At 60.8% G+C, this 26,198-nt stretch carries 27 protein-coding genes; 2 read left to right on the plus strand and 25 right to left on the minus strand.

Annotated features, from left to right (window positions below; all coding sequences use genetic code 11):
* Window positions 1-11: 11 nt before the first annotated feature.
* The 7 genes from hisF to hisG are packed head-to-tail and all read right to left on the minus strand — an operon-like array spanning window position 12 to window position 6,415.
* Window positions 12-764: an imidazole glycerol phosphate synthase subunit HisF gene (gene hisF / locus KB554_RS07570; RefSeq protein ID WP_211035399.1), complete on the minus strand. Its 753-nt coding sequence runs from the start codon at window positions 762-764 to the stop codon at window positions 12-14.
* A complete protein-coding gene (gene hisA, locus KB554_RS07575) occupies window positions 746-1,474 on the minus strand; it encodes a 1-(5-phosphoribosyl)-5-[(5-phosphoribosylamino)methylideneamino]imidazole-4-carboxamide isomerase (RefSeq protein ID WP_141427392.1) in 729 nt (242 codons plus the stop codon). The genes hisF and hisA overlap by 19 nt, the downstream gene beginning before the upstream one ends.
* A gap of 13 nt (window positions 1,475-1,487) precedes the next feature.
* Window positions 1,488-2,087: an imidazole glycerol phosphate synthase subunit HisH gene (gene hisH / locus KB554_RS07580; RefSeq protein WP_211035400.1), complete on the minus strand. Its 600-nt coding sequence runs from the start codon at window positions 2,085-2,087 to the stop codon at window positions 1,488-1,490.
* Complete coding sequence (gene hisB, locus KB554_RS07585) at window positions 2,084-3,211, minus strand: bifunctional histidinol-phosphatase/imidazoleglycerol-phosphate dehydratase HisB (RefSeq protein ID WP_211035401.1); 1,128 nt, start codon at window positions 3,209-3,211, stop codon at window positions 2,084-2,086. The genes hisH and hisB overlap by 4 nt, the downstream gene beginning before the upstream one ends.
* On the minus strand, window positions 3,208-4,257 hold the full coding sequence (gene hisC / locus KB554_RS07590) for a histidinol-phosphate transaminase (protein WP_211035402.1): 1,050 nt from the start codon (window positions 4,255-4,257) through the stop codon (window positions 3,208-3,210). Before hisC ends, hisB begins: the two co-directional genes overlap by 4 nt.
* A complete protein-coding gene (hisD, locus tag KB554_RS07595; RefSeq protein ID WP_211035403.1) occupies window positions 4,254-5,546 on the minus strand; it encodes a histidinol dehydrogenase in 1,293 nt (430 codons plus the stop codon). Before hisD ends, hisC begins: the two co-directional genes overlap by 4 nt.
* A 17-nt stretch (window positions 5,547-5,563) precedes the next feature.
* Complete coding sequence (gene hisG / locus KB554_RS07600; RefSeq protein ID WP_211035405.1) at window positions 5,564-6,415, minus strand: ATP phosphoribosyltransferase; 852 nt, start codon at window positions 6,413-6,415, stop codon at window positions 5,564-5,566.
* A gap of 495 nt (window positions 6,416-6,910) precedes the next feature.
* Here hisG and KB554_RS07605 point away from each other — a divergent pair, with 495 nt between their 5' ends.
* Entirely contained in the window at window positions 6,911-7,201 is a 291-nt protein-coding gene (locus KB554_RS07605; RefSeq protein ID WP_211035407.1) for a hypothetical protein, read from the plus strand.
* 171 nt (window positions 7,202-7,372) lie between these two features.
* On the opposite strand, the gene KB554_RS07610 is transcribed toward KB554_RS07605, so the two are convergent.
* The 14 genes from KB554_RS07610 to dnaA form a co-directional block, all read right to left on the minus strand.
* The gene (locus KB554_RS07610; RefSeq protein ID WP_211035409.1) at window positions 7,373-7,987 is read right to left on the minus strand and encodes a DUF4251 domain-containing protein; all 615 of its coding nucleotides are present in this window, start codon (window positions 7,985-7,987) and stop codon (window positions 7,373-7,375) included.
* A 243-nt stretch (window positions 7,988-8,230) separates the two neighbouring features.
* Window positions 8,231-9,001, minus strand: a complete 771-nt coding sequence (locus tag KB554_RS07615) for an ABC transporter ATP-binding protein (RefSeq protein WP_211035410.1) — start codon at window positions 8,999-9,001, stop codon at window positions 8,231-8,233.
* Window positions 8,998-9,855 carry a zinc ABC transporter substrate-binding protein gene (locus KB554_RS07620; RefSeq protein WP_211035411.1) on the minus strand — a complete coding sequence of 286 codons (858 nt, stop codon included), beginning with the start codon at window positions 9,853-9,855 and terminating at the stop codon, window positions 8,998-9,000. Before KB554_RS07620 ends, KB554_RS07615 begins: the two co-directional genes overlap by 4 nt.
* Window positions 9,856-10,621: 766 nt before the next feature.
* A complete protein-coding gene (locus tag KB554_RS07625; protein ID WP_211035412.1) occupies window positions 10,622-11,089 on the minus strand; it encodes a helix-turn-helix transcriptional regulator in 468 nt (155 codons plus the stop codon).
* Between the two features lie 659 nt (window positions 11,090-11,748).
* Window positions 11,749-12,135, minus strand: coding sequence for an HIT family protein (locus KB554_RS07630; RefSeq protein WP_211035413.1), 387 nt, complete (start codon window positions 12,133-12,135; stop codon window positions 11,749-11,751).
* Between the two features lie 419 nt (window positions 12,136-12,554).
* On the minus strand, window positions 12,555-12,698 hold the full coding sequence (locus KB554_RS07635) for a hypothetical protein (protein WP_162502035.1): 144 nt from the start codon (window positions 12,696-12,698) through the stop codon (window positions 12,555-12,557).
* 529 nt (window positions 12,699-13,227) lie between these two features.
* Entirely contained in the window at window positions 13,228-15,444 is a 2,217-nt protein-coding gene (locus tag KB554_RS07640) for a RelA/SpoT family protein (protein ID WP_141427372.1), read from the minus strand.
* 3 nt (window positions 15,445-15,447) lie between these two features.
* The gene (recA, locus tag KB554_RS07645; protein ID WP_141427370.1) at window positions 15,448-16,461 is read right to left on the minus strand and encodes a recombinase RecA; all 1,014 of its coding nucleotides are present in this window, start codon (window positions 16,459-16,461) and stop codon (window positions 15,448-15,450) included.
* Between the two features lie 82 nt (window positions 16,462-16,543).
* Window positions 16,544-17,008, minus strand: coding sequence for a hypothetical protein (locus KB554_RS07650; protein WP_211035414.1), 465 nt, complete (start codon window positions 17,006-17,008; stop codon window positions 16,544-16,546).
* Between the two features lie 9 nt (window positions 17,009-17,017).
* Entirely contained in the window at window positions 17,018-17,479 is a 462-nt protein-coding gene (gene bcp / locus KB554_RS07655) for a thioredoxin-dependent thiol peroxidase (RefSeq protein WP_141427368.1), read from the minus strand.
* Between the two features lie 79 nt (window positions 17,480-17,558).
* Window positions 17,559-17,771 carry a hypothetical protein gene (locus KB554_RS07660; RefSeq protein ID WP_141427367.1) on the minus strand — a complete coding sequence of 71 codons (213 nt, stop codon included), beginning with the start codon at window positions 17,769-17,771 and terminating at the stop codon, window positions 17,559-17,561.
* A 155-nt stretch (window positions 17,772-17,926) separates the two neighbouring features.
* Window positions 17,927-18,826 carry a WYL domain-containing protein gene (locus KB554_RS07665; protein WP_211035415.1) on the minus strand — a complete coding sequence of 300 codons (900 nt, stop codon included), beginning with the start codon at window positions 18,824-18,826 and terminating at the stop codon, window positions 17,927-17,929.
* 1 nt (window position 18,827) lies between these two features.
* On the minus strand, window positions 18,828-19,778 hold the full coding sequence (locus KB554_RS07670; protein ID WP_211035417.1) for an alpha/beta fold hydrolase: 951 nt from the start codon (window positions 19,776-19,778) through the stop codon (window positions 18,828-18,830).
* An 80-nt stretch (window positions 19,779-19,858) separates the two neighbouring features.
* Entirely contained in the window at window positions 19,859-21,268 is a 1,410-nt protein-coding gene (dnaA, locus tag KB554_RS07675) for a chromosomal replication initiator protein DnaA (protein WP_141427364.1), read from the minus strand.
* 229 nt (window positions 21,269-21,497) lie between these two features.
* Here dnaA and KB554_RS07680 point away from each other — a divergent pair, with 229 nt between their 5' ends.
* On the plus strand, window positions 21,498-23,240 hold the full coding sequence (locus KB554_RS07680) for a phospho-sugar mutase (RefSeq protein ID WP_211035419.1): 1,743 nt from the start codon (window positions 21,498-21,500) through the stop codon (window positions 23,238-23,240).
* 100 nt (window positions 23,241-23,340) lie between these two features.
* Here the strand turns inward: KB554_RS07680 and KB554_RS07685 are convergent, their stop codons facing one another.
* The 4 genes from KB554_RS07685 to KB554_RS07700 are packed head-to-tail and all read right to left on the minus strand — an operon-like array spanning window position 23,341 to window position 26,188.
* Entirely contained in the window at window positions 23,341-23,664 is a 324-nt protein-coding gene (locus KB554_RS07685; RefSeq protein WP_141429905.1) for a nucleotide pyrophosphohydrolase, read from the minus strand.
* 2 nt (window positions 23,665-23,666) lie between these two features.
* Window positions 23,667-24,314: a class I SAM-dependent methyltransferase gene (locus tag KB554_RS07690; RefSeq protein ID WP_211035420.1), complete on the minus strand. Its 648-nt coding sequence runs from the start codon at window positions 24,312-24,314 to the stop codon at window positions 23,667-23,669.
* A gap of 1 nt (window position 24,315) precedes the next feature.
* Window positions 24,316-24,915, minus strand: coding sequence for a type 1 glutamine amidotransferase family protein (locus KB554_RS07695; protein WP_211035421.1), 600 nt, complete (start codon window positions 24,913-24,915; stop codon window positions 24,316-24,318).
* Between the two features lie 52 nt (window positions 24,916-24,967).
* Entirely contained in the window at window positions 24,968-26,188 is a 1,221-nt protein-coding gene (locus tag KB554_RS07700) for a pitrilysin family protein (RefSeq protein WP_211035422.1), read from the minus strand.
* Between the last annotated feature and the right edge of the window lie 10 nt (window positions 26,189-26,198).

A 26,198-nucleotide genomic window follows, 5' to 3' on the forward strand; every position in this document is an offset into this window, starting at 1 on the left:
TCCTGTTTTGTTTATAGCCTGACGTTTATATTCATTTTCCTCAACTCGCGCTTGAGGACCGGAATCGGGATTTCCCCGTAGTGGAAGATGCTGGCCGCCAGCGCCGCGTCGGCTCTGCCGCGCGTCAGCACGTCGGCGATATGCCCGACGCATCCCGCGCCGCCCGAGGCGATGACCGGGACCGGCAGTTCGGCCAGTCGGGCGAACAGGTCGCTCGGATAGCCGTTCCGCGTGCCGTCGTGGTCCATCGAGGTGAAGAGAATCTCTCCGGCGCCCCGGTCGGCGACCTCCCGGGCCCATTCGAACAGTTCGCGTTCCGTGGCCCGCTTGCCGCCGTGGGTCGTCACCTGCCAGCGTTCGCCGGTCTTCCGGGCGTCGATCGCCGCCACGACGAACTGCGACCCGTACCGGGCCGCCAGCAGGTCGATGAGCGCCGGATTCGTGACGGCCGCGCTGTTGAGCGACACCTTGTCCGCTCCGGCGTCGAGCAGCCGGGCGGCGTCTTCGGCCGACGCGATGCCGCCCCCGACGGTGAAAGGGATGTCGATCCGCGCGGCGATGCGCGATACCAGTCCCGTGAAGGTGCGGCGTCCCTCCTCCGAGGCGCTGATGTCGAGATACACCAGTTCGTCGGCCCCTTCGGTGGCGTATTTCGCCCCCAGCTCCACGGGGTCCCCGACCTGCCGCAGCGCGGTGAAGTTGATTCCCTTGACGGTCTGGCCGTCGCGGATGTCGAGGCAGGGGATTATGCGTTTGGCGAGCATGGTCCGGGTTTTTCGAGGGTGATGCGGCCTTCGTAGAGGGCTTTGCCGACGATGACGCTGCGCAGCCCTTCGCGCTCCAGCCGCGCGATGTCGTCCGGCGACGAGACGCCGCCGCTGACGGTGATTTCGACCTGCGGGAACCGCCTCTGCAGGTCGGCGTAGAGGGCGACTGCCGGGCCGCAGAGCATTCCGTCGCGCGAGATGTCCGTGCAGACGACCTGCCTGAGCCCCGCCGGCAGGAACGTTTCGATCAGCTCGGGCGCCGTGCGTTCCGAACGCTCCGTCCAGCCCTGGATCGCCACGACGCCGTCGCGGACGTCGGCCCCGAGGATCAGGCGTTCGGGGCCGAACTCCGCGATCCACCGGGCGAACAGCTCCGGTTCGCGTACCGCGACGCTGCCGCAGACGGCCCGGCGCGCCCCGGCGTCGAAGACGCTGCGCAGCGCTGCGCGGCTCTTGATGCCGCCGCCGTACTGCACCTCGAGCGAGGTCTTCGCGGCGATGCGTTCCAATACCGCCAGATTTTGCGGTTCGGCGGCCTTCGCGCCGTCGAGATCGACCATGTGCAGGCGGCGTGCGCCCGCCTCTTCGAAGCGCAGCGCCGCTTCGAGCGGGTCGCGGTAGTAGGTTTTCCGGCTCGTATAGTCGCCTTGCGTGAGGCGGACGCAGCGGCCGCCGATGAGGTCCGTTGCGGGAATCATTTCGATCATGCGTAAAGTCGTTTCATTTCATGTTCAGAAAATTGCGAAGTATGCGCACACCCGTCTCCCCGCTCTTTTCGGGGTGAAACTGCACGCCGAAGAAGTTGCCGCACGCGAGTGCCGCGCTGAACGGCCCGCCGTAGTCGGTCATGGCGACGGTCTCCGCGCAGGGTTCCGCGGCGAACGAGTGTACGTAATAGACATACGCCCCCTCGTCCAGCCCGTCGAACAGCGGCGACCGCAGGCCGGAGAGCGTGTCCCAGCCCACGTGGGGGACCTTGATCCGTCCGCCGTCCGGCGCGGCGGCGGGCAGCCGCCGCACCCGTGCCGGGAAGATGCCCATGCAGCGGGTGTCGCCCTCCTCGCTCGAAAGGCACATGAGTTGCATCCCGATGCAGATGCCCAGCACGGGCTGCGCGAGCGAGGGAATCACCCGGTCGAGCCCCCGTTCGCGGAGCCTTTGCATGGCGGACGATGCCTCGCCGACTCCGGGGAGGATCACCCTTTCCGCTTCGCGCAGCAGCCTTTGGTCGGACGTGAGGCGGAACTCCGCGCCTGCACGTCGCAGCGCCTCGGCCACCGAGCGCAGGTTGCCCGTATCGTAATCGACCACCGCTATCATAGGACTCCTTTGCTGCTGGGTATGTCGTATCCGAATCCCTGCCGGGCCACGGCCATCCGCAGGGCGCGGGCGAAGGCCTTGAAGATCGCTTCGGCCTTGTGGTGTTCGTTCCCGCCGCGGGCCGCGATCTGGAGGTTGCACCGCGCGGCGCAGCAGAGCGAGCGGAAGAAGTGGCTGAACAGTTCGGTGGGCATGTCGCCGATGCGTTCGCGGCGGAATTCCGCGTCCCATTCGAAGTCGATGCGTCCGCCGAAGTCGAGGAGCACCAGCGCCCGGCAGTCGTCCATCGGCAGGGCGAATCCGTAGCGTGCGATGCCCGCCTTGGAGCCCAGCGCGCGGTCGATCGCCTCGCCCAGCGCGATGGCCACGTCCTCCGCCGTGTGGTGTTCGTCCACGTCGAGGTCGCCCCGGGCCTCCACGTCCAGCGCCACGCCGCCGTGGTGGACGATCTGTTCGAGCATGTGGTCCAGAAAACGCAGCCCCGTCGAGATCCGGGAGCCGGACGCCCCGCGTCCGTCGAGGTCGAGGCGCACGGCGATCCGCGTCTCGCGCGTTTCGCGCCGTACCTCGACCCGCCGCTCTCCGCGGCGGATGTACTCGGCGATCTCCTCCCACGAGTCGGTGACGAGTGCGCAGGCCTCCGCGGCCCCCGCTTCGCGCAGCAGCCGTTCGCCCTTCCCGCGCGGGGCGAGCAGGATGCCCCGCGCCCCGAGGTTGCGGGCCAGCAGGATGTCGGTCGCGCGGTCGCCGATGACGTAGCTCGCGGCCAGGTCGTATCCGCCGCCGAGGTAGTTGCCGAACAGGCCCGTGCGGGGCTTTCGCGTGGGGGCTCCGTCGCGCTCGAACGTGCGGTCGATCAACTGGTCGGCGAATTCGACCCCTTCGCCGCGGAGCGTCGAGAGCATCTTTTCGTGTGCGGGCAGGAACGCCGCTTCGGGAAAGGCGTCGGTTCCCAGCCCGTCCTGGTTCGAGGCCAGCACCAGCTCGAAATCGAGCCCGGCGAGGGCCTTCAGCGCCGAGATGGCGCCGGGTACGAACTCCAGCTTCCCGAGGCTGTCGATCTGCTGGTCCGCGGGTTCGGCGACGATCGTGCCGTCGCGGTCGATGAAGAGGGCTTTTTTCATGGTCTGAAATTTTTGACAGTTTCGATGAGCCGGGCGTTCTCCCCGGGGGTTCCGACGGTGATGCGCAGGCATCCGGCGCATCCCGGGATGCGCGAGCGGTTGCGGACGATGATGCCCGCCCCGATCAGGGTGTCGTAGAGACGGTCCGGATCCGGCGTGCGTACCAGCAGGAAGTTGGCCTCGGAGGGGTAAACACGTTCGATGCAGGCGGCCCCGGCGAGGGCTTCGGCCACGGCGGCGCGTTCGCGGCGGATCAGGGCGGTCTGCCCGGCGATGTCCCATGCGAGCCGTTCGGAGGCCGCCTCCTGTGCGAGGGTGTTGATGTTGTAGGGGTATTTGACCCTTGCGAAAAGTTCCGCGACGGGTTCCGAGGCGAAGGCCAGCCCGAGACGCAGGCCCGCCATGCCCCAGGCTTTCGAGCAGGTCTGCAGGACGATCAGGTTCGGGAACTCCGCGAGGCGCGGCAGGAATCCCGGTCCGTCGGCGAAGTCGATGTAGGCTTCGTCGAGTACCACCATCCCGTCGAATCCGGCGAGCAGCCGTTCGATCTCCCCTTCGGGAAAGGCGTTGCCTGTGGGGTTGTTCGGCGAGCAGAGCCACAGGAGTTTCGTGCGCTCGTCCGCAGCGGCGAGCAGCGCCTCGACCGGCAGCGAGAACCCCTCGCCGAGCGGCACTTCGCGCAGCTCCACGTCGTTCGTGTCGGCCGCCACGCGGTACATGCCGTAAGTGGGGGAGATCGACACGGCGTTGTCGCGTCCCGGGACGCAGAAGATGCGGTAGGCCAGGTCGATCGCCTCGTCACTGCCGTTGCCGAGGAAAATCCGCTCCTCGCCGATGCCTTTCAGCGCGGCGATCTGCCGCTTGAGCCGCCGCTGGTGCGGGTCGGGGTAGCGGTTGATGCCGTTCTCGAAGGGATTTTCGTTGGCGTCGAGCCAGGTTTGGACGGCACTCCCGGCGCATTCGCCTCCGGCGTACTCGTCGCGGGCCGTGGAGTAGGGGCGCAGCGCCCGGATGTTGGGGCGCACCAACTCTTCGAGGGGTCTCATAGCGCACCTCCTTTCATCCGGATGCGCACCGCTGCGGCGTGTGCCCCGAGCCCTTCGGCTTCGGCCATGGCGACGATCGTCGGCGCGAGACGCCCGAGTCCTTCGCGCGTGAGTTCCTGATAGGTGATCTTGCGCAGGAATGCATCGGTGTTCACGCCGCTGCAAGCCCTCGCCCAGCCGCCCGTGGGCAGCGTGTGGTTCGTTCCCGAGGCGTAGTCCCCGGCGCTTTCGGGCGACCAGGGTCCCACGAACACGCTGCCCGCGGCGATGCGTCCGGCGGCCTCCCACGGGTCGTGCATCGCCACGATCAGGTGCTCGGGGGCGTAGGCGTCGGCGAAGGCGATGCGCTCCTCCCGGTCGCCGAGCACCACGATCCGGCTCGTGCGGAGCGCCTCGCGGATGACCGTTCCCCGTCCGAGGCGCTGCAATTGCTCTTCGACGGCGAGTTGCACGCGCCGCGCGAAGGTTTCGGAGGCGCAGACCAGCATCGCCTGACTGTCGCCCCCGTGCTCGGCCTGCGAGAGGAGGTCGGCGGCGGCGAAGGCGGGCGATGCGTCGTCGTCGAGGAGCACCAGCACCTCCGAAGGGCCGGCCGGAAGGTCCACGGCCACCGTGTCGCTTGCGACCAGTTGCTTGGCCCGGGTGACATAGCGGTTGCCCGGACCGAAGATCTTGTCCACCCGCGGGATGCTCTCCGTGCCGTAGGCCATGGCGGCCACGGCCTGCGCGCCTCCCACGGCGAATATGCGGTCCACGCCGCAAAGGTCGGCGGCGTAGAGTATCTCCGGGGCGACGGCCCCTTCGCGCGAGGCCGGCGTGCAGAGGATCACCTCTCCGCATCCGGCGACCCGTGCCGGTACGGCGAGCATCAGCACCGTGGAGAAGAGCGGCGCCTGGCCGCCCGGAACGTACAGCCCCACGCGGCGGATCGGCACGGCGCGCTGCATGCAGCGGACACCGGGCATCGTCTCGATGCGCACCTCCTGCGGCAACTGGGCGCGGTGGAAGGCCTCGATGTTGGCTTTGGCCGCGGCGAGCGCTTTTTTCAGGTCGTCGGAGACCGCCTCCGCGGCCTTGCGGCGGATGTCTGCCGGAATTTCGAATGCCTCCGGCGTGCGGCCCTCGATGCGGCGGACGATGCGGCGGAGCGCCTCGTCGCCTCCTTCGCGCACCTGGGCGAGGATGCCGGCGACCTGTTCGGCGATTTCGCCCTCCTGCCGGGTACAGCGCCGGGTGAGATCCGCCCATTGCGGCCGGGCGGGATTGTCGTAAATCTTCAGTATTTCCATCGTTTCTGCGGTTTGTTTCAGCGGATCATGTTTTCGAGAGAGAGGATCAGGATGCCTTCGGCACCGATGGCCTTGAGCCGCTCGATGCGTTCCCAAAGCTGCGCCTTGTCGATCACGGCATGGATCGAGCACCAGCCCTCCTGGGCCAGCGGCAGCACCGTCGGACTGCGCATGCCGGGCAGGATCCGGATGGCCTCGTCGAGCCGTTCCTGGGGCAGGTTCATCAGCACGTATTTCATGTCGCGGCTGTCGAGGATCGAGTTGAAGCGGAAGGTGAGTTGCCCGACCTCCGTGCGTTTCGCCCGGTCGAGGTCGGGTGCGGCGATGAGCACCGCCTCCGAGAAGAAGACCTTCTCGACCTCCGTAAGTCCGTTCGAGATGAGCGTGCCGCCCGACGATACGATGTCGAAGATGGCGTCGGACATGCCCACGGCCGGGGCGATTTCCACCGAGCCTTCGATGGTGTGGATTTCGGCTTCGATTCCCTTTTCCGCGAAATAGCGGGCGAGGATGTTGGGGTAGGAGGTCGCCACGCGCTTGCCGCGGAAGAAGTCGGGCCCTTCGTAATCCGCCGTCCGGGGAACGGCCAGCGAGAGGCGGCAGCCTCCGAAGCCGAGGTCCATGAGCTGTTCGACCGCGAAGCCCTTTTCGGCCACCTCGTTCAGCCCCACGATGCCCAGATCGGCGACTCCCATCGAGACGGCCTGCGGAATGTCGTCGTCGCGCAGGTAGAGGACTTCGAGCGGAAACCCTTCCGCGCGGGAAATCAGTTTGCGTTTGCTCTCGGCGACCCGGATACCCGCTTCGGAGAGCAGTTCGAGGCTCTGTTCATTGAGCCGGCCTTTGGCCTGGATGGCGATTTTCAGCATGTTTTTTCGGTGTTTTTAAGACACCCTCCGGCGGCGATGAACAAAAAAAGAGCTCATCCCGCAGAGGGTGAGCTCGTGTGTATTGTGTACGGATTGATTCGGTCTATCTGCGATACATATACATAGTCGTCTGCCCCTTTGCCGGATTGCGGAAATGGTGGTGATGACGATGGATATGGTTGCGGTTATTCATTTACGCAAATGTAGGGATTTTTCCGGAAAATGCAAAATTCCGGCCCGGAAAATCGTATCCGGATGTCTTTTTTCCGGTTTTCCGGCCCGGATTCCGGAGGGGATCGTGCGGCTGTCCGCGGCCGCGAGGCCTTTTCCGGGTCCGGCCGCCGCCTGCGGTCTGTTCCGTCCGGTCCGACCGCCGTTCAGTTTCCTACGCCGTTCCGACCGGGACGTTCCGGGCGATTTCCCGTGCCGGGCGTTTGGTAATAAGGAAACGTTTTCCTATCTTTGTCTGCGGAAAATTCCAATACCTATTTTTATATGGCAAATTTACGTTACCTGAAGAAGGAGATCGACTACCGCCTCGAGGAGGTCGTTTTCGATTGCGATATGGCTATCTGCTTCCAGCCGTCGAAGGAGAAAGAGATTTTCGAAGTGATGCAGGAGGCCGTGGCTCTGCGCAACGATCTGTTCTCCAAAGCGATGAACCCCGCCGAACCGCATAACCGCTCGCTCGTGCGCAAGCATTACGCCGCACTGCGCGCCGAAATGGCCGATGCTTTCGAGAAGCTCTTCGAGAAGCTGAGCGCCATCAACGAGCAGAAGAAGTAGGGTAGGACGCGTCCCTGCCGTCGTGCGGATTTCTTCCGCGGGGCGGGGGAGACCGCCGTGGAACGGCGGTGTCGTATCCGCAATGAAAAACCGCTGCGATCCGAACGATCGCAGCGGTTTTCGTTTCGTGCGCGGAAGAGGCCCCTTCCGTCCGCTTCGGCCAGGGCGGGATCAGAAGGTGATTCCCTGGAATACGCGGGATTTTTCAGCCGGCATCAGCGTTCCGTTGAGCGTGATCCGGTTGGAGTGGAAGTTGGGATTGACCGTCACCGAGGCCTGGTCCGTCCCCTTCGGCAGCGTGATGGATACCGTGGCTGAAATGCCCTTGCCCATGACGCTCATCGAGAAGTAGGAGGTTCCCCGTTTGTCGGTCTTGATCTGGATATTCGACGCCACTCCCTCCACCGTGATGCCGCCCACGCCGTTCGGGCCTCCGCCGGCGTTGAACGGCGCGATCTGCACGACGGCCTTGTCGTTCTGCACCGAGATGAAATTGGTCGTGGTGGAGACGAACACGCTCATTCCGCGTTTGAACACCAGTTGGTCGGCCTCCAGCACGAAATCGAGGTTTTCGAGCGCCTGAAGGGCGTTCGCGTAGTTGATCGAGTCGATCTCCGCCTGGATGAATTTTTCGGACTGGCGCTGTTTACGCTCTGCCTTTCTGCGTTCGCTTCTGTTTTCGCTTTTCTGCTCCTGTTTGGGATAGATGCGTTTGACCGTGGACTGCTGCGCCTCGGCCGTCATGCCCGCGAACAGCACGACTATCGTTAATAGGAATCGGATCATGGTTTTTTATTTTTTTCGTTTGTCGCTTCAACTCCTGCAAGAATCCGTCCAACGGGGGCGTTTCGATGCATATCGGGCTGATTGCGTTTATATTGAAACGTTTTCGGCCCTATCGTTATTGTGCCGTTCGGAAAAATAACCGTTCCGGAACGCACCGGCCGTGCCATACGGGAGTCCGTAGGCACTCGTCCGGGACATTTCCGCGCCGGCTGTCCCGTGCGGGGCGGGCGTCGTCGTCGCGGATCACTCGCCGTCGCAGCACCCGTCGCCCGGGTGGTGCTCTAGCACGGTATGGGGGATATGGCCGTGCGATACGAGCTGGATCGGGCAGTCGTAGTTGCGTAACTGCTCCTCGGTCAGTATATTCGAGCGGTGACGGTGTGCGCGGCGATTGACGCAGACGATCTCCTTCACGACGCTGGTGATCGTTCCGATGTCGTGCGAGACGATGACGACGGCCATGCGCCGATTGAGTTCCTGCAGCGTGCGGTACAGTTCCTTTTCGAAACGGTTGTCCACGAAGTTCGCCGGTTCGTCCAGAATCAGCAGTTTCGGGTCGGCGATTACGGCCCGGCACAACAGCGCCCGCTGCATCTGTCCTCCCGACACTTCGCCTATCGGTTTGCGGGCCGTGTCGGCGATCCCAGCCTCTTCGAGCAGGGCCGTTGCCTTCGCCCGGTCCTCCTTCGTGTAGCGCGAGCGGAATCCGCGGCGTCCCTGCAGCCCGGAGAGCACGACTTCCTGCATCGAGATCGGGAAGGCGCGGTCGAAATCCGAAATCTGGGGCATGTATCCGATCAGCCGCTCTCCGCCGCGGAACAGCTCGGGAGCGTAGCGGATCGTTCCCGAGTGGGGTATCGTTCCCAGAATGGCCTTCACGAGCGTCGTTTTGCCGCCTCCGTTCGGACCGATGACGCCCAGGAAGTCGTGCTCCCCGATCTTCAGATCGACGTGCTCGAGGGCTTCGTACCCGTCGTATGCGACGCCTACGTCGCGCAGCGTTATCAGTGTCATTGCGGCCGGACTATTAAGTCGGTGATCGAATCTATGTTGGCGATCGCGTCCTCGCGCAGCGGGTCGATCTCCGTGCACTCGGCGCCGATGTCGCGGGCGATGGTCTCCACGACCGACACGGGGAACTGACTCTGGTAGAGGATCCGGCCGATGCCGTCCTTCCGGGCCTGCCGGATGAGCGCCGTCAGCCGTTTGGCCGATGGCTCCTTGCCGTCGGCCTCGACGGCCTCCTGCCGCAGCCCGTAGTCGCGGGCGTAGTAGGTCAGGGCGGGGTGGTAGATGATGAAATAGCGAATGCCGCTGCGGGCTATCTTTTCCGCCGTGCGGAGGTCGAGCTGCCGCAACTCCTCCTGCAGCCGTGCATGGTTGGCCGTGTACTTCGCCGAGTCGGGCCAGCGGGCGTGAATAGCCTCGTAGGCATTCTCCGCCATCCGTTGCAGGGCCCGCGGCGAAGTCCACACGTGCGGATCGACCCCGTGGGCATGGTCGCTGCCGTTCCTGCCGGCATGCGCACACGAGCCCTCGATCCGTACGATGCCGCGGCTCAGGTCCACGATCTTCGTGCGGTCTTCGATTTTGTCCAGCAGAGCCGTCTCGAACTCGAGAAGACCCACGTTGAAAACGAGCTGGGCCTCGTTCAGTCCGATGAATTGTCTGGGTGTCGGTTCGAACGTTTCGGGGCTCGCTCCGGGCGGGACGAGCACTTCGATCCGGAAATCTTCGTCCACGATCTCCTTGACGAGACTGCGTATCGGCAGAATCGACACGTACAGCGTCTTTTCCTGCGATGCCGGTTGCGGCGAACAGGCGCTCAGGAATCCTGCGATAAGTAAGCTGAAAATAGCCTTATTCATTGTTAACCAATAATTTATTAATTTATGTGGCAGGGTGGTGCTCCCTGTCTTTCCGCTTGCGGACCGAAGGGCGGTTATCCCGAAGCCCGGTTTGGATTTTCCGATCGGCGGTTGCCATCGTCCCGATTCCGAACGGCCTTCGTCCGTACGCTTCTTCCGATACCGGCCGCGAATGAACGGCAACACAAGCGCCGGAATGCGACTTGCTTACGCACCGCGTGCGGTTTGCGGATTTCCGGTCGGCATTCAAACGGCCGTGAGGCGAAATGCCATGCGGCGGAATGCAACGCAAATACTGTCGAGATGTAGGTCGAACGCTCATATAAATGTACAAAAGTAATAATTTGCATAGATATTTGGAAGATTCGGATGATACGACCTATTATTTAACATAATATAAATATTAATTCATTTACCTTTGCGTTACATACGTTCTTTGACGTCTTTAAGCCTCTTGTTTGCTTGGCTCTTGGCAGACCGAATAAACCGATACGGGCGAATGTTTTCGGGGATTTTCCGTCGGCATCTGTCGGTCGTATGGTTTTCGGATTTTGTTGGATTGCTTCCTAACTGCGGCGATTCCGGATGATATCCCCGGAGCGAATCCATGCGGCGACCGTAATTTTCGGAGATACGAATCCGCTATATGCGATTTTCCGGGTATCCGGCCGGGTTATGACCGTGCTGCGAATTCGTCGGCTGCGAGCTTCCTTATCGTATTTTATCGCCTCGTGCCTGCGATATTCCGGAGACTGTCCCGGAAAAATTATTTCATCGTCTTCTCGGGCGTATAACTTTCGAAGGTCTGGTCGTCGTAAAACAGGACGATTCGCGTCACCGAGACGCCCGCTTTTTTTCCGACCGGCAGCTCCGTGAGCGTTCGCGGACTTTCCGGACGTTCCGTAACCGATGCCGGGGAGATTCCCGGCCGGCCCGGTTCCGTCGCCGGTTGTCCGAACAATCCGTCCGTCGGTTCGTTTTCCGGAACAGCCGATTGAGACTGCGTCGGGTTTCCCGGGATTTGTTCCCGGTACATCTGCGGAGCGTCGAGCAGCAGCCAGTCGGGGTTGATCCGGGGAAACCGGCGGAGAATTTTTTGCAACAGGTCGAACCCCGGCTTGTTCCGTCCGGCGAGGATATGCGAAATTCCGGCTGGGTTGATTCCGAGTGTCTCCGCGAGCTGGCTCGGTTTCAGCCCTTCGTTTTTCATCAAATCGAGCAATTTTTCCCTCATCGGCCTAATTTTTTACAAAAATAAACATTTTTCTTTTGTAAAACAAGAAATTTTTCTATTTGTAAAATGTTAATAAGTGTTGAAAAAGTTTACAAGTGTAATCATTCGGATATGGTTAAAAGTCGCCGGAGTCTCTTATATAAAGTATAGATAGATATAAATAAATTTAAATGACTGGTATATTTCGTATTTACGTGTTATTTATCCTGATCGAAGAATACCCTGCCGTTATTCTGTTGATTTCATTGCCTATTGCTGCTGTATTACTTTATATGATTTGTATAACTATTGGTATTTAAGTAGTTAATATTATTTGTTAATTATTTTGACTTCTGCTTGTGTGGTGGTAAAAGCTATTTATCGGCAAGAGATGTGTATTTTCCATATCTATATATTAACAAGCATGAACAACTGAGTTGTATTTACATCTGTAATATAACGCAAAGTGAATACACTTTGTTGGCGTTTACAAATGGAAATAATCTACCCTATCCGGTCGATTTTCCGATAATTTTCTGGTATTTCGAATTACGATTGGCTTCTTTTTTCGGATCTATTTTCCGTAGCTTATATTATGTTAAATAAATAAGCAGGCATATAGTGTTGATAACCCACTATATGCCTGATAAAAAATGAATTGTATTTTTGTAAATTCCGGTTTACCGGGCCAGCTTTTCGGCGATTTCCCGGAATTCTTCCGGTGTCAGCCGGAGCTTTTCCCGGTGAAAATCCACGTCGTTTTCGCTCTGAATCGGGATCAGATGGATGTGCGCATGAGGTACTTCCATGCCCAATACGACTACGGCTACCCTTGCGCACGCTATTTCGCGCTTGATTCGGGCCGCCACCTGCTTGGCGAATATCATCATGCCGGCCAGCGTCCGGTCGTCGAGGTCGAAAATATAGTCCACTTCCTGTTTCGGAACCACGAGCGTGTGTCCTTTCGTAAGCGGATTGATGTCGAGGAATGCATAGTAGTTTTCATCCTCTGCGACTTTGTAGGAAGGAATTTCCCCTGCGATGATGCGTGAAAAAATGGATGCCATCTCTTTTGATTTTATAAGGTTGTGTCGTTGCGATTCGTTCCGCGGCTTTTTCCGGTCGATATGCGTCTCCGATGATACAAGGCCGCTTTCGTTCGGTGCGAGTGCCGCGAACTGAACGCAGGGGGATCTTTCCGGGGCGATGCGCCGGATTGCAGGTTTCCCCGGCGGGCATGAACACCGTTCCCCGGTTTGCGCTGGATTCCGAGCGTTCGTCTGATCGATCCTCCGGGGATCGTAGGCGGCGATTCGCGGCTCCTTCGGGTGTCGTCCGGGGCTGACAGTTCATCTTCGTCCTGTCCATCCTTTACCTGTTTTATCCGGAACGTTCGCATATTTCCATGCCCGGTTCGGATCCGTCGGGCTCGGATACCGAGCCGTCTGAGTGTTTCCTCTGGCCCTTGTCGGGGTTGTCCGGACGGTTATTCTTCGAATTTCGGTTTGAGTATCTCGGCGTAGATCACGGCCCTGCGCAGATCGAAATCCGCGGCTATTCCGGCCGCCGGCTCCTCTTCCGTCCGGTTCGCGACGCACGGGCTGTCGTCCGAGCCGATCGAACCCTGCATGATCGTTGCAGAGGCCGTGCGCCCTGTCGCCGGAAGTCCGAAGACCGTCTCCGGGGCGGGCTGTACGGTCGGAATCCGTCGCTGTTCCGCGACTTGCCGCCTTTGGGCACTCTCGTCCCGCCGCTTCCGCGCTGAGGCCGCATCTGCCGGAAAAACAGTTGTTTCTCTGGTTTCGGGCTGATCCGTGCCGGGTGCTCTTTCGGTCGTTTTCGGCTTGGAGAAAGGCTTTTCGCGGCTTTCCGGGCCGGAGACGACACGGCGTGCCGGAGCCTCCGGAGCGCTTTCCGCCGCGGCTTTCCGGGTTTCTCCGTCGTGCATCCCGCCTTCCGGGAAACCCGGAATCTTCGGAAATCCGGGGATTCCGGGCCATTCGGGACGTGTCGTAGGCGTCGGATGCGGCGCAGTGTCGTCCGTCGCCGGTCCCGGTTTGCGCGATGTCTTTCCGGACCGTGCCTTGCGTCCCTGCGACAACAGCGAAGCCGCGGCGATCACCAGGATCCACAGAATCGTCGAGAAGTCTTCCATGACCTTAACTGATAGTTCGTTTAATACTGTCTATTCCTTTGATCTTTCGAAGTTTGTCCATTACGGCATTCAGGCTCTCCGCGTCCTTGACATACAGGCTGACGCTGCCTTCGAAGATGCCGTCGTGGCTGTGGATGTTCACTTCGCGGATGTTGATGTTGAAATCGTCGCTGACCACCTTCGCCAGGTCGAGCAGCAGCCCCTGGCGGTCGATGCCGCGCAACTCGGTCGTGACGAGGTACGACATGGCCTTGTGCTGCGACCATTTGATCTCCTCCTTGACGATGTTTTTCCCGTATTGCGCGGCCAGCCGGTTCAGCTCGTCGCACGTGGCCTTGTGGACGATGATTTTTCCCGTCACCGGATTGCGATACCCCACGACCTTGTCGCCGGGAATCGGTTTGCAGCACTCCGCGATCTCGAACTGCGGTTCGTCGGCCGGCTCTTTCGGCTGTGCCGGCGGCGCGATCTCGCCCGTGTCGTCGCCCTCCTCCTCTTTTTTCTGGGGGATGAAGAGCGTCCAGAACTTGAGTATCTTGCTCTTCGAATTGACCTTCAGGACCTTGTCCAGATCGTCCAGCGAGACGATTCCCGCGCCGATCTTGCTGTACAGCTCCTCTTTGTTGTTGCTCTCGTAGATCGGGACGATCTTGCGCAATACCCTGCCGCTGAGCTGGATATTGAGCGATTTCATCTTCTCCTCGAGCAGTTGCATGCCCCGCTCGATATTGTTCTGCCGTTCGCGTTTGAGGAAGCTCTTGATGGCCGATTTCGCCTTCGCCGTCGTGACGATGTCCAGCCATTCGGGTTTCGGACGGGCCGTATCGGCCGTTATGATCTCGATCTGGTCGCCGCTGTTGATCTGCGTGGTGATCGGTTCGAGCTTGTGGTTGATCTTGGCGCTGATGGCACTGTTGCCGATCTTCGAGTGGATGTCGTAGGCGAAATCCAGCGCCGTGGCGCCGAAAGGCATCTTACGGGATTCTCCTTTCGGTGTAAATACTACTATTTCAGAAGTATATAGCGATAATTTGAAGTTGTCGAGGAAGTCCACGGCGTTTTCCGTCGGACTGTTCAGCGCCGCCCGTATCTGCTTGAGCCACTTGTCGAATTCGTCCTCGTCCTGCGAAATAGTGGCGTGCTTGTATTTCCAGTGCGCGGCGAATCCCCGTTCGGCGATGTCCTCCATGCGCTGCGTGCGGATCTGTACTTCGACCCATACGCCGTCGGGCCCCATCACCGTCGAGTGCAGCGCTTCGTAGCCGTTGGCCTTGGGCATCGAAATCCAGTCGCGCAGCCGGTCGGGCTTGGGAGTGTAGATGTCGGTGATCGTGGAGTAAATCTGCCAGCACTGCGTCTTTTCCGAGGGGAACGGCAGCGGCTTGAAGACGATGCGCACGGCGAACAGGTCGTAGATCTCCTCGAAGGGGATTTGCTTGCGCTGCATCTTCGACCAGATCGAATAGACGCTCTTCACGCGGCCCGAAATCTCGTAGTTGAAGTTGTCGCGGTTGAGCGCGGCGACGATCGGGGCGCTGAATTTGTCGATGAACTCCCGGCGCGACGCCTCGCTCTCCTGCAACTTCTGCGTGATTTCGGCGTACTGCTGCGGGAAGCGGTACTTCATGCAGAGGTCCTCCAGCTCGCTCTTGATCGAATAGAGGCCCAGCCGGTAGGCCAGCGGCGCGAAGAGGTAGATCGTCTCGCCCGTGATCTTGATCTGCTTGTTCATGGGCATCGACCCCAGCGTGCGCATGTTGTGCAGCCGGTCGGCGATCTTGATGAGGATCACCCGCACGTCGTCCGAAAGCGTGAGGAGCACCTTGCGGAAGTATTCGGCCTGCTCGGAGGTGTCGGCATTGAACACGCCGGCCATCTTCGTCAGTCCGTCCACCATCGAGGCGATCTTGGGGCCGAAGATGCGCTCCATGTCCTCCACGGTGTACTCCGTGTCCTCCACGACGTCGTGCAGCAGCGCCGCGACGACCGACTTCACACCCAGGCCGATCTCGTCGATGACGATTTTGGCTACTGCAATGGGATGCAGGAGATACGGCTCGCCGGAGCGGCGCCGTACCCCCTCGTGTGCCTCCTTGGCCAGGAAAAACGCCCGTTTGATGAAATTCCAGTCCTCGTCGTTCTTGCAGATTTTCGTGCACGAGAACAACAGGTCGTCCCATTTTTCCCGGATCAGGGCTTCATCCTCGGCAGTATATCCCATAGGCTACTGTTTTTGGTTCTTCATCGCCTCGCGGACCTTCTCTTCGATCTCCGCGGCCAGCGCCGCATCGTTTTTCAGCAGCTCCTTCACGGCGTCGCGGCCCTGGCCGATCTTTCTGTCGCCGTAGGAGAACCACGACCCGGCTTTCTTCAGTACGCCGTAATCCACGCCGAGGTCGATGATTTCGCCGATCTTCGAGATGCCCTCGCCGAACATGATGTCGAACTCCGCACGTTTGAACGGAGGCGCCACCTTGTTCTTCACGACCTTGACCTTCGTGCGGGTTCCGAGCTGCTCCTCGCCGTCCTTGATGACCGACATGCGGCGGATGTCGATGCGCACCGAAGCGTAGAATTTCAGCGCGTTGCCGCCGGTCGTGGTCTCGGGGTTGCCGTAGACGATGCCGATTTTGTCGCGCAGTTGGTTGATGAATATGCAGACGGTCTTGGTCTTCGAAATGCTCGAGGTGAGCTTGCGCAGGGCCTGCGACATGAGACGCGCCTGGAGGCCCATCTTCGCGTCGCCCATCTCGCCCTCGATTTCGGCTTTGGGCGTGAGGGCCGCCACTGAGTCGATGACGATGATGTCGATGGCGCTCGAGCGGATCAGCGAGTCGGCGATTTCGAGTGCCTGTTCGCCGTTGTCGGGCTGCGAGATGAGCAGGTTGTCCACGTCCACGCCCAGTTTCTGGGCATAGAAGCTGTCGAAGGCGTGTTCGGCGTCGATGAAGGCCGCGATGCCGCCCGCCTTCTGCGCCTCGGCGATGGCGTGGATCGCCAGTGTGGTCTTGCCCGACGATTCGGGGCCGTAGATCTCGATGACGCGGCCTTTGGGGTAGCCGCCGACGCCGAGGGCCATGTCGAGGGTGATCGACCCCGTGGGGATCACCGGAATGTCATTGACTTCCGTGCTGTTCATGCGCATGATCGACCCCTTGCCGAAGTCCTTCTCGATCTTCTCCATCACCGCGTTCAAGACTTTGAGCTTGTCCGGGTTCACCTGTACTTTTTCTGCCATGGATGTTGTTGTTCCTTTTTTTTATCGTTTTTTCTTTTGTTCCGTTCGGGGCGCCGCATCGGGCGTTCTCTCTCCTGTTCCGCTACTTCGGCGGTACGGGCCGGGGCGGCCCTGCCTTTTTCGCCCGGTCCAGTTCGCGGATGTCGCGCATCGGGTAACGGATGGCCCGTGCGTCCAGCGCCCGGTCCGGATAGGGGCTCCAGTTGCCGTTGTTGCCGACGCTTACGCGCCATTCGCCGATCGCGACCGACGGGTCGGCGGGCGCGGCGGACCGCTCCGCCCCTTCGACTGCCTCCAGCGCCCGCTCTCTGGCCCGGGAGCGCATCATACGCTCCAGATGCCTGCGTTCACGCTGAACCGGGTCGAGTTCCTCGCGTATCCATCCCACGTCGGGCCGGGCCGGTTCGAAAGCGCTTCTTCCGTAGAGGAAGACCCGCATTTCGGCCCGCACCCCCGGTGTCATGCAGCCCGGGAGCTCCTGGGTCCGCCCGGCGAGAGCCGGCAGCAGACCTGCGAGCAGCAGCGCGATGCGGTTCGGACGTTTCATAGTTCCTCTCTATTCGTATGCGTCGAGGATTTGTCGGTAGTGGTTCTTGGTGTCCACCTTCGTGAAAATCCGTTCGATCCGACCTTCGGCGTCGATGACGAACGTCGTGCGCAGAACCCCCATGTATTTGCGGCCGTACATGGATTTCTCGGCCCACACGCCGTAGGCTTCGCAGACCGAGTGGTCGGTGTCGGCCAGCAGCGTGAAGTTCAGGTCGTGCTTGGCGCAGAAGTTCCGGTGCGACCGTTCGCTGTCGGGGCTCACGCCGACGATGCGGAATCCCATCCGGGCCAGCTCCTCCCTGCCGTCGCGCAGACTCTGGGCCTCGAGCGTGCAGCCCGAGGTGTTGTCCTTCGGGTAGAAGTAGAGAATCGTGCGCTGTCCCCGGAGATCGGCGAGTGTCAGCGGCATGCCGTCCTGCGTCGTGGACCTGAAATCGGGAGCCATGTCTCCCTCCTGCAAATGTGTCATCGTTCCGAAAAATGAATTTACCTTTCAAAGATAGCGATTTTCCCCGGATTTCCGCGTTTCGGAGCCGTTTTTTTGCAGGTCAGTCCCATTGGTAGGTCACTTCGATCTGTCGGTTGAACTCCTCCTGCGTGGCGTTGAGCCTGCGGCGGCAGGCCGGGCAGCGGATGGCCGTTTCGGTTTCGACCGTCTCGCCGCAGCCCACGCACGCGGGCAGGATGCCGTAACCGGGCTGCATGTAGTGGTCGAACCGGGCGCCGCAATGTTTGCAGCGGATTTTGTAAGCTGTTCCCATACTCTACTGTTTTTTTAGGTTCACGGTACAAAGGAACGGCTTGTTTGTGTCAGCTTTTGACACGGTTCGATTTTTTTGCAAAAAATGGCCGCCGATTTCCGGGGCGGACCGCCCGGAGTCTCTTATTCCGTCCGGGCCGCCGTTTTCCGGGTAGCCTACCGCAGGGCGTGCTGGCGGAGGTAGTTCCGGAGGTAGTCGGTCAGTTCGGGGGAGTCGATGATGCGGATGTCGTCGAGCAGTCCCACGACGAAGCGCCCCACGCCCGCCATGCCGGCCACCTCGGTATCCAGCAGCCACCGTCCCCGGCCTGCCGGGCGGATGTCGCGTTCGGCGAGCGGATACTCCTCGCACAACAGGTTGCAGGCCAGCAGCCCCATCTCCAGCCGTACGCGGATGCGTCGTTCGCCGTGCATGCGGAATGCGTCGATGAATCCTTCGGCGTGCTCCCCGGCGTGTTCCCACGGAGTCTCGGTCGGCTCGACCTCGCCGATACGCAGGGTCTTGAAGAGCTTGTTCGAACCGCTTTCGGGGTCGTAGCACCACACCTGCACGTAGTTCGTCGTGAAGGCGAAAGGTTCCACCCGGCGGTCGCGTACCTCCCCGCCGTGCGCCGACCGGTAGCCGTGCAGGACGACCTGCCGCCGCTCCTCGATGGCCTCGATCAGGCGGCGGATGTTCGGGGCGTTCCGGCCGCGCACGACCGTGTCGGCCAGCGTCTTGTTGTCGTAAACCGAGCAGAGTTTGCGCTTGAGGTTCTGTTTCAGCAGGTTCGAGTCGTCGATGCTCTCGATGGCGCTCTTGAGGATCACGGCCTCCTCCTCGGTGAAGTGCACCAGTTGCGAGATGTCGCGGAAGTGCGGCGACTCCTTGTCGAGTCGGATGCAGTCGCCCGACTTCTTGATGACGAATCCCGCCTCGCGGAAGGTGTCGATATAGCGATAGACCGTGCGGCGCGACATGCGGAGCCGCTCGGCCAGCTGGTCCACGTTGTAGGTCGTGTTGGCCGTGAGCAGCTTCATGAGCCGCAGCAGGCGTTCCAGTTTGGGTTGGTCCATATTATTCGGTGGCGGACGGCTGTTTACCGTGCAGAGGTCGTAAATTGTCCATAAGAAAATCGGATGTTCTTTTTATGAAGTCGTCGAATGCGATCAGTATCGGGTCTTCCTTTCCGCCGTGTGCGGCATTTTCTACGATCATCAACTCTTTGGGAGTCGTTCCGGGCACGGATTCGATTATTTTCCTGCTCATCCAGACGGGAGTGCGGAAATCGTTCTCGCCTACGATCAGGAAAAGAGGTTTTCCGAATTCCGGAGCAATATGTACGGGCATCAGTTCGGTCGGAAAATCCTCCGGGACCAGCAATTCATTGCGGGTCTTGTTTTTGTACTTCATGACCAAAGGGATGAAATCGTCGAAATCGGTCGGAAGGGAACGGCCGACGAACGCATTCACCAGATCGTCGGTGTAGGCCGTAATCATGGACAGATAGGCGCCTGTCGACCAGCCGACGACGGCTATCGCTCCGTTCAAGACCTCCTCCTGTTCGGAGGTGGTTCGTACGACAGCCCGGTAATCTTCCAGCATTTCCGTATAACACAGGTAGTTGCGATCCATTGCAAAGGGTGAGCTTTTGCCGAATCCGCGCCAGTCGAAAGTGACGACATTGAACCCTCGGGAAGTCCAGCTCTTCGCCAGATAAAGTTGGAAGTAAGACATGTTGCCTGCATCGCCATTGCATACGATTATGGTCGGGCGCTTTGTCTCGTCCTGCGTTTCGTAGGTTCGGCGGTTTCCGTTCAGATCCCGCAGCTCACCCTCGGACAGCGGGCTTTGTGCGGGGAAAAACCAGGTTTCGATTTTGTACCCGTCGTTTGTGATGACTTCTAAATTTTTATATATCAGCCCCATGCTTTCCGGCTTCCTGATATATACGGTATCCGGAATGATTGCATGGCAGTTTCCGATTCCTGAAAATAAAGCGATCAAAAGAATGACGAACGATTTCATACCGTTTCTTGCAAATATACGAAAAATCGTGACATTGTTTGTCACGATCTTCTGTTTGTACTGACGCTATGTATGCCCTGTTATTGGGCGAGCACCTTCTTTTCGATCTCCTCGACCTGGCGGCGGAACGCCTTGTCGGTCTCCAGCAGGTTCGAGACGGCTTTGCACGAGTGGAGCACCGTGGCGTGGTTGCGCCCTCCGATGGCCGCGCCGATGGTCGTCAGCGGCGCCTTGGTGTGTTGCTTGGCCAGATACATGGCGATCTGCCGCGCCTGGGCGATTTCGCGCGTGCGCTCCGTGGAGTTGAAGCGCGCGAAGTCGAGGTTCAGGTAGTCGCATACGACCTCGATGATGTGGTCGATGGTGATCTCCTTCTGGTAGAGCTGTACATAGACCTTCAGTATCTCCTTGGCCAGCGACGTGGTGATCTTGCGGCCGAGGAACGAGGCGTTCGCCACGAGCGATGACAGCGCGCCCTCGATCTCCCGCACGTTGGCCGAGATGTTGTCGGCGAGGTACACCGCCACGTCGTCCGAGATCTGTGCGCCGAGTTTCTGCGCCTTGGCGCGGATGATCTTCAGCTTCGTCTCGTAGTCCGGCGTATTGAGCTGCGCCGAAAGCCCCCACTTGAAGCGCGTGAGCAGCCGCTGCTCGATGTCCTTCAGCTCCACGGGCGGCTTGTCCGAGGTGAGGATCAGTTGCTTGCCGGCCAGTTGCAGGTGGTTGAAGATATTGAAGAAGGCGTTCTGCGTACCCGTCTTTCCGGTCAGTTCCTGGATGTCGTCGATAATCAGCACGTCGATCATCTGGTAGAAGTGGATGAAGTCGGGTATCTCGCCGTTCTTGTAGGCGGTCTGGAACTGCGCCTGGAACTTGTTCATCGAGACGTAGAGCACCTGCAACTCGGGATGCCGCTGCCGCACCTCGTGGCCGATCGACTGCACGATATGGGTTTTTCCCAGCCCCGAGTCCCCGTATATGTAGAGGGGGTTGAAGGGGTTGTTGCCCGGCGTGACGGCCACCGACATGCCCGCCGAGCGGGCCAGCCGGTTGCATTCGCCCTCGATGAAGGTGGCGAAGGTGAGGTTCGGGTTCAACTGCGGGTCGATTACGATGCGCTTGAGTCCCGGAATCACGAACGGATTCTTTATATTTGCGGTGTTCGTCTGCGTGTTGAAGCGCGAGATGGCCGTCGTGTCGGCCTCCGCCGCCACGGGAACCGGCTGCGCGGCGCGCGGCACGGCGTAGTGGAGCCGCGTCTGCTGCCCGTAGAGCTGCGAGATGATCGGCCTGAGGAACGGGATGTAGTTCTTCTCGATCTGGCGCACGTAGCTTTCGTTGGGAACGCGCAGGCGGAGCGTCGTGCCGTCGAATTCGAGCGGAACGATGGGCTGGAACCACTTCTCGAACTCTTCGGCCGAGGTCTGCGCCTTGATCCGATCGAGGCAGTTCTGCCACATATCGCTGTATGTCTGCGTGTTATTCAGCATGATGGGTGATTGTATCGCATTTTCGACAGACAAAGTTGTGAATAATTTCGCAAAAAGATTCCGGAAAAACAGTTGCAAATGTCTCTTTTTTGTATATAGAAAAACAACGGTTTCCGGAGACCTATTTTTAACTCCCTGATATTGAATATTCGAATTTTATTCCGTATATTTGCATATAAATATTTTGGAGTGTCCGGATATTGAATCATAAATAAAACTAATACGGATTATGGCAAATGAATTGGAACAGACGGTGCTGAAGAAAGCCCAGGCATGGCTCGACGGTCATTATGACGAAGAGACGAAAAAGCAGGTCAAGTACCTGATGGATAACGATATGAAGGAGCTCGTCGAGAGCTTCTACAAGGACCTGGAGTTCGGTACGGGCGGCCTGCGCGGCATCATGGGCGTGGGGACGAACCGCATGAACGTCTATACGGTGGGCGCTGCCACGCAGGGACTTTCGAACTACCTGAAGCGCACCTTCGCCGGCGAGCAGGTGCGGGTGGCCGTGGCGCACGACAGCCGCAACAATTCGCGGATGTTCGCCGAGCGCGTGGCCGACATTTTCGCCTCGAACGGCTTCAGGGTTTACCTTTTCGACACGCTGCGTCCGACACCCGAGCTGAGTTTCGCCATCCGCGAGCTGAAGTGCCATTCGGGCGTGGTCGTCACGGCGTCGCACAACCCCAAGGAGTACAACGGTTACAAGGCCTACTGGACCGACGGCGCGCAGGTTACCCCGCCCCACGACAGGAACATCATCGCCGAGGTGGAGAAGATCACCGACGTCGATCAGGTCCTCATCGGAAAGCATCCGGAGAATATCACGATTCTCGACGAGAAGTTCGACGAAATCTATTTGAATAAGGTGCACGAGCTGTCGCTGTCGCCCGAGAGCGTGCGGAAATACCGCGACATGAAGATCGTCTATTCGCCCATGCACGGCGCCGGCGTAAGGCTGGTTCCCGCCTCATTGCGCAAGTTCGGCTTCACCAACGTCATCATGGTCGAGGAGCAGGCGGTCATCGACGGCAACTTCCCCACCGTCGAATCGCCGAATCCCGAGGAGCGCAAGACGATGTCCATGGCCATCGACCTCGCGGCCAGGGAGGGCGCCGATCTGGTGCTGGCCACCGATCCCGATTCGGACCGTATCGGCGTGGCGCTGCGCAACAAGCAGGGCGAATACGTGCTGCTGAACGGCAACCAGACTCTCGTGCTGCTGTTGAGCTACCAGTTGACCCGCTGGGCCGAGCGCGGCGAGCTCGACGGCAACCAGTACGTCGTGAAGACCATCGTGACGTCGCAGATGGCCAACGCCGTGGCCGACTTCTTCAAGGTGAAGTGCTACGACTGCCTCACGGGCTTCAAGTATATCGCCAAGATCATCCGCGAGAACGAGGGCAAGGCGAAGTATATCGGCGGCGGCGAGGAGTCGTTCGGCTATCTGGCGGGCGACTACGTGCGCGACAAGGACGCCGTGTCGGCCTGTTCGCTGGCGGCCGAGGCGGCTGCGTGGGCCATGGATACGATGGGCCTGACGCTCTACGAGTGGTTGCAGCAGCTCTACGTGAAGTACGGCTTCTACCGCGAGGGACTGGTTTCGGTGGTCCGCAAGGGCAAGGAGGGCGCCGAGCAGATCCAGAAGATGATGGCGGATTTCCGTGCCGATCCGCCCAAGACGATCGTCGGATCGCCCGTGGTGAAGATCAACGACTTCCAGTCGCTCGAGCAGACCGACGTGCGGACCGGGGCCAAAACCCCCATCGAGCAGGATTCGAGCAACGTGCTGCAATGGTTCACCGAGGACGGCACGACCGTCTCGGTGCGTCCTTCGGGCACGGAGCCCAAAATCAAGTTCTATTTCGGCGTGAAGGCTCCGCTGGCGTCGGTGGCCGATTACGAGCGGACGCTCGCCGCGCTCGACGCCAAGATCGAGGGCATCAGGAAAGACCTCAGGCTGGAGTAGGAGCGCTACCCTGCCGTTATCGTGTCCCGGCTCGTGAGAGCCGGGACTTTTTGTCGTTTCCGAGAGGGTGTTTCTGCACGGCCGGGGATGCCCTCGGGGACTATTTCAGCTTTTCGTTCTCTTTGTGCCGCTCCCGGTCGCGGGCGGTCTTCTTGGCGAAGTTGGCCTCTACGGCGGCCGTGAGGTCCACGCCCGTCTGGTTGGCCAGACAGACCAGCACCCACAGTACGTCTGCCATTTCATCGGCCAGATTGTCCCGCTCGCCCGCCTTGAAGGACTGGTCGCCGTAGCGGCGGGCCATGACGCGCGCCAGCTCCCCCACCTCCTCGGTGAGGACGGCCATGTTGGTCAGTTCCGAAAAGTAGCGCACGCCGTACTCCCTGATCCAGGCGTCCACGCGCTCTTGCAGTTCTTTGATTTCCATGATTATTTGACCCTTATCAGATTCAGTCCGTCGCGCAGCGGGACAATGACGTTCTCCACGCGCGGGTCCTCGGCCACCATCCGGTTGAACTCCACGACGGCCTGCGTGTGGCGGTCCCGGCGTGCGACGGGCTCCACGACCTTGCCCGACCACAGGATGTTGTCGGCGATGAGCACCGAGCCGCTGCGGACCAGCGGCCGTCCGTCCCGGTCGCCCAGCAGCATGCGGTAGTAGTCGGGGTACTCGCGTTTGTCGCCGTCGATGAACACCAGGTCGAACACGCCGCCCAGCGCCGGGGCGACGTCGAGCGCCGAGCCGATATGCAGCCGGATTTTCTTTCCGTGGGGGCTGCGGTCGAAGTAGGACTGCGCCAGCTCCTCCAGTTCGTCGTCCACCTCCACGGTGTGCAGTTCGGCTCCTTCCTCCAGTCCTGCGGCCATCGAGAGGGCCGAATACCCCGTGAACGTGCCGATTTCGAGCACCCGCTGCGGCCGCGCCATCCGTACGAGCATCTCCAGCAGCCGGCCCTGGATGTGTCCCGAGAGCATCCGCGGCGCCACGGCCCGCAGATTCGTCTCGCGGTCCAGTTCGTGCAGCAGCGGCTCCTCGGGGGCCGACAGGTCGTGAATGTAACGTTCGAGCGCGTCCATCCTATGCCTTGCAGAGCCCCTCCTTGTTGAACGCATACGAAGCGGCGATGGCCTCCGGGGTGTCGGCCTCGAGCGCCGCGAGGCATTCGCGCGTGAATTCGAGGTATCCCGTACCGTTGGCCGTCACCAGGAGGTCGTCGCGCACGGCCTGCCGCTCCTCGTAGAGCGCCTCGCCCGTGTAGTGTTCGCCGCCCCACTCGCGCAGCATGGCGAGCGTGTTGCCCGTGTGGCGCCGGTCGTTGAGCAGCCCGTGCGCCGCCAGGAACGATACGGCGTTGCAGATCGCACCGACCGTAAGACCGCGCGACAGCGCCTCGCGCACCGTACCGGCGACCGGTTCGGCTTCGGGTTTCCTCCAGCTCATGCCGCCGACGAGCACCAGCGCGGCGCAGTCGTCGGGCAGCGTCGCCGTGTCGCAGTCCGGCGTGACGGTCAGTCCGCCCAGCGAATGCACCGTCCGCCCGCCCGGCGCTGCGTACTTCACTTCGTACCGCCCTTCGCGGCCCGGCATGACGCCTGTGCGGAGGGCCGGGGCGAGAAACGCCGCCTCCCAGTCCGCGAAATCGTCCAGCAGGACGAAATAAACCGTTTTCCTGTCCATCGTATATCGTGTTTTGTACGGCCGCCTTCGTGCGGCGGCCGGATGTGTTGTCCTATTCGCCGCCCCAGACGAGCCGCGACGTGCCGGAGAAGGTCTCCGCCGCGGCTTCCATGAGCTGTTCGGCCGTCAGGGCGCGGATCTTGGCGTAAACCTCCTTCATCGTGTCCACCTCGTCGTGGACGAGCAGGCTTTTGCCCGCGCCGAGCATGTAGCTTTCGTTGTTCTCGCTCGAGATCGCCAGCTGGGCTACGAACTGCTTTTTGGCCATCGAGAGCCTCCGGGCCGTGAGCGGCTGGGTGCGGAGCCGGTGCAGTTGCTCCTCGATGAGCTCGATGCACCGCGCGGCGTTGTGGTGGTCCGAACTGAAGTAGATCGCCACGATTCCCGCATCGCTGTAAGGCGTATAGCTGGCCTCGATGTTGTACGACAGCCCGTGTTTTTCGCGGATCGTGGTGTTCAGCAGCGAGTTGGCGCTCGGTCCTCCGAGGATGTTCACTACGAGGGCCAGCGGCAGCCGCCGCCCGTCGCCGATGCCGCAGGCCCGGCAGCCGACGATGCAGTGGGTCTGGTGCGTATGCCTGCACACCGTTTTGCGGAACGGCTCCGTCGCGGCGGGGACGCTCCGTGCGAATCCGCGTTCCGTAGCGGGTTCGCCACCGAAGCAACGCATGGCCACCGCCTCGGCCTGCCGGGCCGGGATGTTGCCGATCGAGGCGAACACCATCCGGTCGGTGGTGTGCGTGCGGGCCGTGAAACGGCGGATCGCGTCGCCGTCGTAGCGCATGAGCGCCGCCTTGCGGCCCAGGATGTTGTGCCCCAGCTCCGACCCGGCGAAGAGCATGTCTTCGAACGTGTCGTAGATCATGTCGGCGGGCGAATCCTTGTAGGTGTTGATCTCGTCGGCGATGACCTCCTTTTCGCGCTCCAGCTCCCGGTCGGGATAGACCGAGCGGAACGTCACGTCGGCGATCAGTTCGGCGGCCTTCGGAAAATCGCTGCGGAGCGTCGTGGCGTGGATCGTCGTATCCTCCTTGGTGGTGAAGGCGTTCAGCTCGCCGCCGAGGTTTTCGAGGCGGCAGTTCACCTGCCAGGCGCGCCGCCGCTGCGTCCCCTTGAAGAAGGCGTGCTCGGTGAAGTGCGCCAGTCCGTATTCGCCCGTCCGTTCGTCGCGGCTTCCGGCGTCCACGACCAGCGCGCAATGCGCCACCGCACCCTTCACCTGCCGGTGGATGCCCCGGATGCCGTTCGGAAGTCGGTATGTGTAAAATTCCATGGTCGTTCGG

Origin of the sequence: Alistipes sp. Marseille-P2263 (assembly GCF_018101075.1) — a bacterium.
In the GTDB taxonomy this organism is placed as follows: domain Bacteria; phylum Bacteroidota; class Bacteroidia; order Bacteroidales; family Rikenellaceae; genus Alistipes; species Alistipes dispar.

Excerpts from the sequence above, each read along its gene's own strand:
- hisF (WP_211035399.1), bottom strand. The coding sequence starts at position 764 with ATGCTCGCCAAACGCATAATCCCCTGCCTCGACATCCGCGACGGCCAG.
- hisA (WP_141427392.1), bottom strand. The coding sequence starts at position 1,474 with ATGATCGAAATGATTCCCGCAACGGACCTCATCGGCGGCCGCTGCGTC.
- hisH (WP_211035400.1), bottom strand. The coding sequence starts at position 2,087 with ATGATAGCGGTGGTCGATTACGATACGGGCAACCTGCGCTCGGTGGCC.
- hisB (WP_211035401.1), bottom strand. The coding sequence starts at position 3,211 with ATGAAAAAAGCCCTCTTCATCGACCGCGACGGCACGATCGTCGCCGAA.
- hisC (WP_211035402.1), bottom strand. The coding sequence starts at position 4,257 with ATGAGACCCCTCGAAGAGTTGGTGCGCCCCAACATCCGGGCGCTGCGC.
- hisD (WP_211035403.1), bottom strand. The coding sequence starts at position 5,546 with ATGGAAATACTGAAGATTTACGACAATCCCGCCCGGCCGCAATGGGCG.
- hisG (WP_211035405.1), bottom strand. The coding sequence starts at position 6,415 with ATGCTGAAAATCGCCATCCAGGCCAAAGGCCGGCTCAATGAACAGAGC.
- KB554_RS07605 (WP_211035407.1), top strand. The coding sequence starts at position 6,911 with ATGGCAAATTTACGTTACCTGAAGAAGGAGATCGACTACCGCCTCGAG.
- KB554_RS07610 (WP_211035409.1), bottom strand. The coding sequence starts at position 7,987 with ATGATCCGATTCCTATTAACGATAGTCGTGCTGTTCGCGGGCATGACG.
- KB554_RS07615 (WP_211035410.1), bottom strand. The coding sequence starts at position 9,001 with ATGACACTGATAACGCTGCGCGACGTAGGCGTCGCATACGACGGGTAC.
- KB554_RS07620 (WP_211035411.1), bottom strand. The coding sequence starts at position 9,855 with ATGAATAAGGCTATTTTCAGCTTACTTATCGCAGGATTCCTGAGCGCC.
- KB554_RS07625 (WP_211035412.1), bottom strand. The coding sequence starts at position 11,089 with ATGAGGGAAAAATTGCTCGATTTGATGAAAAACGAAGGGCTGAAACCG.
- KB554_RS07630 (WP_211035413.1), bottom strand. The coding sequence starts at position 12,135 with ATGGCATCCATTTTTTCACGCATCATCGCAGGGGAAATTCCTTCCTAC.
- KB554_RS07635 (WP_162502035.1), bottom strand. The coding sequence starts at position 12,698 with ATGCAGGGTTCGATCGGCTCGGACGACAGCCCGTGCGTCGCGAACCGG.
- KB554_RS07640 (WP_141427372.1), bottom strand. The coding sequence starts at position 15,444 with ATGGGATATACTGCCGAGGATGAAGCCCTGATCCGGGAAAAATGGGAC.
- recA (WP_141427370.1), bottom strand. The coding sequence starts at position 16,461 with ATGGCAGAAAAAGTACAGGTGAACCCGGACAAGCTCAAAGTCTTGAAC.
- KB554_RS07650 (WP_211035414.1), bottom strand. The coding sequence starts at position 17,008 with ATGAAACGTCCGAACCGCATCGCGCTGCTGCTCGCAGGTCTGCTGCCG.
- bcp (WP_141427368.1), bottom strand. The coding sequence starts at position 17,479 with ATGACACATTTGCAGGAGGGAGACATGGCTCCCGATTTCAGGTCCACG.
- KB554_RS07660 (WP_141427367.1), bottom strand. The coding sequence starts at position 17,771 with ATGGGAACAGCTTACAAAATCCGCTGCAAACATTGCGGCGCCCGGTTC.
- KB554_RS07665 (WP_211035415.1), bottom strand. The coding sequence starts at position 18,826 with ATGGACCAACCCAAACTGGAACGCCTGCTGCGGCTCATGAAGCTGCTC.
- KB554_RS07670 (WP_211035417.1), bottom strand. The coding sequence starts at position 19,778 with ATGAAATCGTTCGTCATTCTTTTGATCGCTTTATTTTCAGGAATCGGA.
- dnaA (WP_141427364.1), bottom strand. The coding sequence starts at position 21,268 with ATGCTGAATAACACGCAGACATACAGCGATATGTGGCAGAACTGCCTC.
- KB554_RS07680 (WP_211035419.1), top strand. The coding sequence starts at position 21,498 with ATGGCAAATGAATTGGAACAGACGGTGCTGAAGAAAGCCCAGGCATGG.
- KB554_RS07685 (WP_141429905.1), bottom strand. The coding sequence starts at position 23,664 with ATGGAAATCAAAGAACTGCAAGAGCGCGTGGACGCCTGGATCAGGGAG.
- KB554_RS07690 (WP_211035420.1), bottom strand. The coding sequence starts at position 24,314 with ATGGACGCGCTCGAACGTTACATTCACGACCTGTCGGCCCCCGAGGAG.
- KB554_RS07695 (WP_211035421.1), bottom strand. The coding sequence starts at position 24,915 with ATGGACAGGAAAACGGTTTATTTCGTCCTGCTGGACGATTTCGCGGAC.
- KB554_RS07700 (WP_211035422.1), bottom strand. The coding sequence starts at position 26,188 with ATGGAATTTTACACATACCGACTTCCGAACGGCATCCGGGGCATCCAC.